The following is an 8,478-nucleotide window of genomic DNA, read 5'->3' as shown; positions in this document are numbered from 1 at the left end:
ACTGATGCGGCCGGAGTTCACGGCGCTTTTCGGCGGGAGCGCATTGGCAACAGGGATGGAGCCGCTCGCCATGCTGTATTCCGACCATCAATTCGGCGTCTATGTGCCGCAACTCGGCGATGGACGGGCCATTCTCCTCGGCGAGGTGACAAACGAGCGGGGAGAGCGATGGGACTTGCATCTCAAAGGCGCGGGGATGACCCCGTTTTCACGCGACGGAGACGGACGGGCGGTGTTGCGCTCGACGATTCGTGAGTATCTCTGCTGCGCTGCGATGCGCGGCCTCGGTATCCCGACCACGCAGGCCCTCTGCCTTGTCGGGAGCGACGATAAAGTGTATCGAGAACAGGTCGAGACCGGCGCGATGCTGGTCCGCATGGCGCCTTCCCATGTCCGATTCGGCACGTTTGAAGTCTTCTATTACCGGAAACAGCATGAGCACTTGAAAACTCTCGCGGATTACGTGATCAATCATCACTTCCCGCATCTTCATGATGCCGGAGAAAAGTACGCCCGATTCTTTACGGAAGTCGTCGAGCGAACCGCGAAATTGATCGCCCAATGGCAGGCCGTCGGCTGGGCACACGGCGTCATGAACACCGACAACATGTCGATCCTGGGCCTGACGCTGGATTATGGTCCGTACGGCTTCATGGACGATTACGACGCAGGGTTTATCTGCAACCACTCGGACCACAACGGCCGCTACGCTTTCAACCAGCAGCCTTATATCGGGCTCTGGAATCTGAGCTGCTTGGCGCAGGCCTTGTTGCCGTTGGCGGAAAAGGATGCCTTGAAGGCGGCCCTCGAGACCTATCAACCCTTATACGAGCGGGAGTATTTGAAGCTCATGCGGGCGAAAGTTGGATTGGTAGACGAGCGGGCAGGAGACGACGAACTCATTCGCGATTTCCTAGGACTCCTCCAAGGCAGCCAGGCGGATTATACGATCGTGTGCAGGGAGTTAAGTACGTTCTCCACGGCTGATGGCGCAATCAATGAGCAATTGCGCCAACATTTCCTCAACCGTGACCGATTCGACGAATGGGCGGCGCGCTATCGGGATCGGCTGCGGAATGAATGCAATCGCGACGAGGAGCGGCGCGATCGTATGATTCGCGTAAATCCCCGGTACGTGCTGAGGAACTATCTTGCGCAAACGGCGATTGAGAAGGCTCACAACAAGGATTTCTCCGAAGTCGATAGACTCTTCACGGTGCTGCAAGACCCGTTCACCGAGCAGCCGGGTATGGAAGCCTATGCGTTTCCTCCACCGAACTGGGGCAAGCATCTGGCTATAAGTTGTTCGTCGTAAGGTTATCGGCAATCACGATGTCCTGATCCAGGAGTTCTCATGCGAGAAACCTTACTGGGTGGATTGAAGGTCCGACTTGTCGGCGGTACGGATGGACAGGGTGGAGGTGACGGGCCAATCGTCCTGCTTCTACACGGATTCGGCGCGCCGGGTCACGATCTGGTGCCGCTTGCGGACGTGATCGAGGTTCCTGGAGGAACCCGATGGCTGTTTCCCGAAGCCCCTCTGTCGCTCAACATGGGCTTCGGCGATTCACGCGCCTGGTGGATCATCGACTTCGCGCGTATTCAAGAGGATCGGGCCGCCGGCCGCATTCGTGATTTGTCTGTGGAGATCCCCCAGGGCCTGGCTCTGGCACGGGAACGCTTTCTAGGCTTTCTCAGAGAATTACCCAGAAAGTTCCAGATCGATTATAAGAAGACGGTGATAGGCGGGTTTTCACAAGGGGCAATGCTGAGCTGCGACGCCGTCTTGCACACGGACTATCCATTCGCCGGTCTCGTGCAGCTCTCTGGTAATCTTCTAGCTCAGTCGGTCTGGGGTCCACTCATGTCCACACGCAAAGGTCTGCCGGTTTTTCAAAGTCACGGCACGTTGGACGACATTCTTCCCCATATCGGAGCGGAGCGTCTGCGCGACGCACTGACTCAATCGAGCCTTGTCGTGGAGTGGCAGAGTTTCCGAGGCGGGCATGAGATTCCAGAATCCGTGCTGCAGCGGCTCAGTGGTTTCATCATGAAGGCATTCAAAGCTTGACCATGCAGCCGTTCGAGCTTATGAGCGCCGATGGCAAACGTATTCGAGGTGATTGCGCCGATGGGACAGATCGCCAGGTTCTATTCATCACCGGCTTTCTATCCAAGCGCTGGGGCAACAAGAGCAAAGCATTGGCGCAATGGTGCCGAGAGCGAAGCTGGGGGTTCTGTTGTTACGACGTGCGGGGATTCGGTGACTCTGAAGGGCAGTTCACGGACTACACGCTCTCCGATTGGATCGCCGATGCGCGTGCCGTTCTGGATATGCTTCAATCCGGGCCAAAGACGACTATCGTGGGTAATTCGCTCGGGAGTTGGGTTGCCTGGCTGGTTGCGCAAGAGTTTTCCATCGTTGAAGAACTCATCCTGATCGCGCCGGCATTTAACATGATGGGCGAGCGAGCCAGGAGCATCTCCAAGGAACGGCTCCACGATTGGCATACCGCCGGATGGATGCCCTGGGATGACGACCCGTTACACAAAGATTGGCCATTGTCCTGGAAGTGGGTCGAGGAGAGCGAAGCCTATTGGGCGAAGACGTTCAACAATCTTCGTCCGATGAAGACGGCGATTCTTCACGGTCTTCAAGATACAGTGATCTTGCCGGAAGGCAGTAAGTCCTTTGCCAATGAACTGCTTCGCCGCGATCCGAACTTTCCGCTTGATCTTCGGCTGGTTCCCGGCGACCATCGGTTGAGTAGTCCCGAACACATTGAGCTGTTTCGCCGACTGATGATGAGGGAGGCCTGATGCTGCTGTTAATTCACAAAGAATGCGGCGGTCCGGCGCTGGAAGAATCACCGGTCGGCGAAGTCTGCGCGATTCCTGTCGATCGCTTTCCATTTTCCTGTTTCACCTGCCTTGAGGAAATCGACGACGCATCCGAAGTGCGTCTGTCGGAAGAACTGGGGATCTAATGCATCCCGGTCTGGGATGAACTTCTTTTAGCAGGATGCTGAAAAAGTCCGCCAGCAGCGTTCTCGCATCGCTCAGAGGCTCCACGTACTGAAGCGTACGCCTCGCCCCTTCGCTCACTGCGGCCTTGCCGGACAGTCTTTTTGAGCATCCTGCAGGTATTCGGACGTTAATCCTGAACGGTAACTTCCGGCCATATTGTTGGCATCAACAGAGTTTTTCAGCAGACTGCTAGAAGGAATACGGAAGTTGTCCTCCCCCGACTTGCGTGTAGTCGAGGATATGCCGAATGGCATCACGAATGTGCAGGAGGTGAATGCGTTCGTCCTTCAAGGAGGGATGGCCATAAATCTTAGCAATGAAAGCTGTATCCGTACTCCTACAACTTCTACAAAGGTCACAGCGTTATCAAATGATCACGGAAATAAATTCAAGAGTTTACGATACTCCATTTCGGCACAAAACATGCGCTACTCCGCATTGGAAATGTGAAGAGGAAGCATATATGGAACTGAATGGACGACTCCAAGCCAGCCACTCGTGAAACTCCTAGTCGAGGCCTCGTCCAAGTGTGGTTTATTCTTCAAGAGGGTGTAATAGCACATGAAGAGTGCGCGATCGTCAATCGTAAGGACCACCGAAAATCTATTCATACCTCTTCATTACGGTTAGTCCTTCTTGCAATTGTGCGCATGAAGAAACAGTAGAACTCCGTCTTCGGCATGACTTTCCTATGACATCCGGAATCTTATGGTGCTTTTCTCATGCGGCGACTCATTAAGCGACTTCACGCATTGTTGAATCGCAAGGAGAGGCGGCTCTCCTATGCGCTGCTCGGGCTTATGGTGCTTGCCGGACTCATAGATGCGTTGGGAGTCTCATCAATCTTGCCCTTTATGGCCGTGGTGGGAAACCCAGAACTGATTCAGACGAATCCCTGGCTGCATCACATCTTTACCTGGTTGGAATTTGAATCCACCAACACGTTTCTTGTTGGATTGGGCTCGGCAGCGATTGTGATCCTGGTCTTTAGCAACGCCGTATCGCTCGTCAGCTCGTCCGCCATTTTATGGTTTGCCTACAATCTGGAACATAGCCTTTCAACGCAGATCCTATCGAATTATGCGCGGCAACCTTACGCATATTTTCTGGAACAGAACAGCTCGAACCTTGTTTTGAATTGTACCGGCGATGTTGCTCGTGTGACGAATGGCATTGCTGTTCCCGTATTGCAGGCCATTGCCAAGGCAATCATCGCAATGAGCATTCTGCTTCTTGTAATGTGGGTCGATCCGTGGTTGGCGCTCTTAGTTGGAACCGTGATAGGGACGGTCTACACCGGCGTCTATCTCAACGTTCGTCAAAAGATGACCCATCTTGGAAGAGCCAGCAAAGAGGCGCAGAAGGAACGCTTTCGATTGGCTACGGAGGTATTGAATGGGATCAAAGAGCTCAAGATCCTAGGGCAAGATGACGCCTATCAGGACCGGTTCGCCAAGTACGCGGCGTTGTATGCAAAGAATCAGTGGATGAGCGCTACTGTGAGTCAGGTGCCGCGATACGCAATCGAAAGCATTGCGTTTGGGTCGGTGATCTTACTGGTGATTTATCTGCTTGCCACCCACCAGGATTTCAAAGAAGCGCTCCCTTTAATGGCGCTGTATGCATTTACGGCCTATCGTCTGCTGCCGGCATTCCAGCAGCTCTTCGGGAGCGCCACTGCGGTACGGTTCAATATGGGCTCACTGGAGGCGGTTGAAGAAAAGCTGAAGACACTGGTAGGACCACCAGATTCAGAAACCAAGCCGATCGTGGTAGCCAAGCCGACGCTGCCAGTGAATGAGAATGTCGATTTCTTACGCCAAGAGGTAGGTCCGTTACAGCAAGAGATTGTGTTGGAGAATCTGGTATTCCAATACTCCAATGCTCCCGTTCCTCTCATCAACAACCTGAATCTCACCATACAACGCAATACGACCGTGGCCATCGTGGGCAGCTCCGGGGGAGGAAAGACGACGATTGTGGATATTATTTTGGGATTACTTGAACCGCAAGACGGTACCTTGTTGGTAGATGGTATTCCAATAACTTCCTGCAACGTGACTTCGTGGCAGAAACACCTCGGGTATGTTCCACAACACATCTATGTAGCCGATGACACTCTTGCGGCAAACATCGCATTCGGCGTGGCACCCCGCGATCTGGATATCGACCGCGTGGAGCATGCAGCGCGTATCGCCAATCTTCACGAGTTTGTTATGGAGGAGCTGCCGAACGGGTATGAAACAATGGTCGGTGAGCGTGGTGTGCGGCTCAGTGGAGGCCAAAGACAACGCATTGGAATCGCTCGGGCAGTGTATAGTGACCCGGACGTTCTGATTCTTGACGAAGCGACGAGCGCGTTGGATAGTCTTACCGAAGACGCTGTGACTGAAGCGATCCGAAACGTCATGCATGAGAAAACGATCATTATGATCGCCCATCGCCTGAGCACGGTTCAACAGGCCGACATCATTTATCTGCTGGAGAATGGGTCCATCTCGGATCAGGGAACGTATGAGGAACTTCTTGATACGAACGGTGTATTTCGTCGAATGGCGAAAGAAGGAGTCTAGTTCGCCGTACTCGTGATCGCCTCTACCGCAATCGCCGATACGCTCTAGGACAAGGCCTGGCCGTTGGGCGGCGCATCCCCAGGCGGTCTGCAGGCCGATGATCTCCCCGGACTCATTTCAACCACCACCAGCCAGAGATGCGCATTGAGGAAAGAGTAAATGATACGATGACATAGATGATGGATAGCCGCTTCGCTATGGCAGCTGATGCACGTGAAAAGGGAACCGAGGCGGGTTACGATTACTGGGCCGCCACGTATGACGATGGCGATCCCACCACGTGGCTGGATGAGCCCTTTCTCTTGGATCAGCTCAAGCCTTTCCCCGGCTGCCGAACCTTGGATTTAGGCTGCGGAACCGGTCGATATCTTCGCCTACTGACTCCGGGCTTGTATCGAATCACGGCGGTCGATCTCTCTCGAGGCATGCTATGCCGAGCATGGCAGGATACCGAAAGGCGAGAAGAGATCTCGTGGGTACAGGCATCCGTAACTTGCTTACCCTTCCTGTCCGGCCTCTTTGATCGGGTTATGTCCGGCCTCGTGCTCGATCATATGGAGAGACCCGAACATCTATTTGAACAGATTGCTGTTGTGCTTAAGCCGGGAGGGAGGGCGGTCGTGTCGTCGGTACACCCGGACATGCAACGTCTCACCGGAACCGATATTGAGTTGACCGGCCTTAACGGATCTGTACGAATTTTAGGGCACCGTCACGAAGTGAGGGATCTCATCGCAGCGGCGCAAGGAGCGAAGCTGACCGTTGAGTGCATTGAGGAACCCGTCGTGACAGGGCCAATGGTGGACCGACGCTCCGACTGGCGGCATAAGCTTGGCTGCCCCGCTTTATTGCTCCTGGCTCTCAGTAAGTAAGCAAGAAACCGCTCACGACATTTTCGTACGGAGGTCTGTTGTGCTCTGTCCCCGCCTTTGTTAAGGTGGCCGGTCTTCAGCTCTTCCAGTGAAAGGAACGTATGGCAACGAACGACAAGCAAGTTATTTTTTCACTCGTCAACGTCGGGAAGGTCTATCCGCCGAAGCGGCAGGTATTGCGGGAGATCTACCTGGGCTTCTATTACGGCGCGAAGATCGGAGTGCTGGGCTTGAACGGTTCGGGCAAGAGCTCGCTGCTCAAGATCATCGCCGGCGTGGATCCAAACTATACAGGCGAGATCACACGATCCAAAGGCTATAGCGTCGGGTTGCTCGAGCAAGAACCCCAGCTCGATTCGAACAAGACGGTCAAAGAAGTCGTGGAAGAGGGGAAGGCGGAGTTGGTGGCCTTACTCAAGGAATACGAAGACGTGAGTAACCAGATCGGGTCTGCCGATCCGGACACGATGGAAAAGCTGCTCGACAAGCAGGCGCAATTGCAAGAGAAGATCGAAGCGGCCAACGGATGGGAGCTCGAAAATCAACTCGACATCGCCATGGATGCGTTGCGCTGTCCGCCTGCCGATCAGAAGGTGGGGACATTGTCCGGTGGTGAAAAACGAAGGGTCGCACTCTGTCGTTTAATGATCCAGGAGCCGGATATTCTCTTGCTCGATGAGCCGACAAACCATTTGGACGCGGAATCCGTGCAATGGCTTGAGCAGCATCTCCAACAGTACAAAGGCACGGTCATTGCCGTAACCCACGACCGATACTTTCTCGACAATGTCGCTGGATGGATTTTGGAGTTGGACCGAGGCCACGGGATTCCATTCCAAGGAAATTACAGTTCCTGGTTGGAGCAGAAGAAGGACCGTTTGGAGAAAGAAGAAAAGACGGAGTCGAAGCGGAAGAAGACACTGGAACATGAGTTGGAATGGATCCGCATGTCGCCGAAGGCGCGGCAGTCCAAGGGGAAGGCGCGCTTGAATCGCTATGAAGAACTGGTCAACCAAAAACAGGATCAGGTAGCGGAGGATCTGGAGATCTACATTCCCCCGGGGCCGCGGCTGGGCGATGTGGTTGTCGAAGCGAGCGGCATCAGCAAGGCCTTCGGCGACAAGGTGCTGTATGAGAACGTAAACTTCAGCTTGCCGAAAGGCGGCATCGTCGGCGTGATCGGCCCCAACGGAGCCGGTAAGACGACGATGTTCAAGATGATCATCGGTAAGGAGAAACCGGATACCGGGTCGATCAAAGTCGGAGAGACCGTCAAGCTCGGCTACGTGGATCAGGATCGAAGCCTCGACGGCAACAAGAGCGTGTACGAGATCATTTCCGATGGTCAGGACACCGTCAAGCTCGGCAAAACCGAAGTGAATGCCCGCGGCTACTGCGCCCGGTTCAACTTTGCCGGGACGGATCAACAGAAAAAGGTCAAAGACCTTTCGGGAGGAGAACGCAACCGTGTGCATCTCGCGCGCATGCTGAAGGAAGGCGCCAATCTCATCATTCTGGACGAGCCGACGAACGATCTGGACGTGAATACCTTGCGGGCCCTGGAAGAAGGGCTGGAGAATTTCGCCGGCTGTGCCGTGATCAGCAGCCACGACCGGTGGTTCCTCGATCGGATCGCCACGCACATTCTCGCCTTTGAGGGGGACAGTAAAGTGGTCTGGTTCGAGGGCAACTACAGTGAGTACGAAGCGGATCGAAAGAAACGCTTAGGCAAGGAAGCCGATCAGCCGCACAGGATCCGGTATCGGAAGCTCACACGTAATTGAACGCTTGCATAACCGTCGTGTCTGCCGCACGGCGGGGCATTTGGCAACAGCTCTTTCACCTTGATCGAGTGCGTGACCATATCGCGTAGTGGAGACATGACGAGGCTCAGTGTCAGAGCAAAGAGCGCTTCCGTCAGATTACGGAGCATATTGCAGAGGTGTTCCGGACCTCCGACCCTGTGAGACCGATCGCCCCATCTCATCGGCCTCGACCGGACTGAT

General features: G+C 54.5%; 7 protein-coding genes. All 7 read left to right on the top strand.

All coding sequences use genetic code 11. The features are described from left to right. On the top strand, positions 1-1,315 hold a 1,315-nt coding region (locus tag ACOSYY_RS11495), incomplete at its 5' end, for a protein adenylyltransferase SelO (RefSeq protein WP_421662515.1). Positions 1,316-1,354: 39 nt separating this feature from the next. Then, the gene (locus ACOSYY_RS11490) at positions 1,355-2,071 is read left to right on the top strand and encodes an alpha/beta hydrolase (protein WP_421662514.1); all 717 of its coding nucleotides are present in this window, start codon (positions 1,355-1,357) and stop codon (positions 2,069-2,071) included. Positions 2,072-2,073: 2 nt separating this feature from the next. Then, positions 2,074-2,820 carry an alpha/beta hydrolase gene (locus tag ACOSYY_RS11485; RefSeq protein WP_421662516.1) on the top strand — a complete coding sequence of 249 codons (747 nt, stop codon included), beginning with the start codon at positions 2,074-2,076 and terminating at the stop codon, positions 2,818-2,820. Beyond that, positions 2,820-2,987, top strand: coding sequence for a hypothetical protein (locus tag ACOSYY_RS11480; RefSeq protein WP_421662513.1), 168 nt, complete (start codon positions 2,820-2,822; stop codon positions 2,985-2,987). Before ACOSYY_RS11485 ends, ACOSYY_RS11480 begins: the two co-directional genes overlap by 1 nt. 762 nt (positions 2,988-3,749) lie before the next feature. After that, positions 3,750-5,600 carry an ABC transporter ATP-binding protein gene (locus ACOSYY_RS11475; protein WP_421662512.1) on the top strand — a complete coding sequence of 617 codons (1,851 nt, stop codon included), beginning with the start codon at positions 3,750-3,752 and terminating at the stop codon, positions 5,598-5,600. 197 nt (positions 5,601-5,797) lie between these two features. Further along, complete coding sequence (locus ACOSYY_RS11470; protein WP_421662511.1) at positions 5,798-6,472, top strand: class I SAM-dependent methyltransferase; 675 nt, start codon at positions 5,798-5,800, stop codon at positions 6,470-6,472. Positions 6,473-6,573: 101 nt separating this feature from the next. Further along, entirely contained in the window at positions 6,574-8,256 is a 1,683-nt protein-coding gene (ettA, locus tag ACOSYY_RS11465) for an energy-dependent translational throttle protein EttA (RefSeq protein ID WP_421662510.1), read from the top strand. The last annotated feature ends 222 nt before the right edge of the window (positions 8,257-8,478 follow it).

This window comes from Nitrospira sp. BLG_2, assembly GCF_049222245.1.
This window is presented reverse-complemented; position numbering and strand designations above follow the sequence as displayed.